Source organism: uncultured Roseibium sp., assembly GCF_947499295.1.
GTDB lineage: Bacteria > Pseudomonadota > Alphaproteobacteria > Rhizobiales > Stappiaceae > Roseibium.
Genome location: NZ_CANMNP010000157.1, coordinates 1 through 316, shown reverse-complemented (window position 1 = coordinate 316; position 316 = coordinate 1). Strand labels below are relative to the sequence as shown.

Here is a 316-nt window from a genome sequence, read left to right as displayed (position 1 = left end):
TTCCCTGGCAAAGTCGATAGAGGGCGGCAAGATCCCGGTCTACGGCGAAAACCGGGGGGAAGATGGAACATACAAAGGGCTGGCCAGCCAACGGCAGCAGACTATCAGCTCAAACAGGAGCCAGCCCCGGCAACAACGTCTTGACGGAACGGGTCCGTCTGGAGAACTGCCTAGACAATCTCTCAACGATCTTATTCAAGATCACAATGATCATTATCCAGGCCATGCTGAGGGCTCGAACGGCTTCCGGCTCAACAACAAAACGGTAGCCCCGGTTCAACTTGAAAATGGCGAACCAACAAAGCTGGAGAGGGTT

General features: G+C 54.1%; 1 protein-coding gene. It reads left to right on the top strand.

The window, feature by feature from the left end:
- Positions 1 to 316 (top strand): hypothetical protein (locus Q0835_RS30225; RefSeq protein ID WP_298967212.1); only part of this gene is annotated, 316 nt, incomplete at both ends.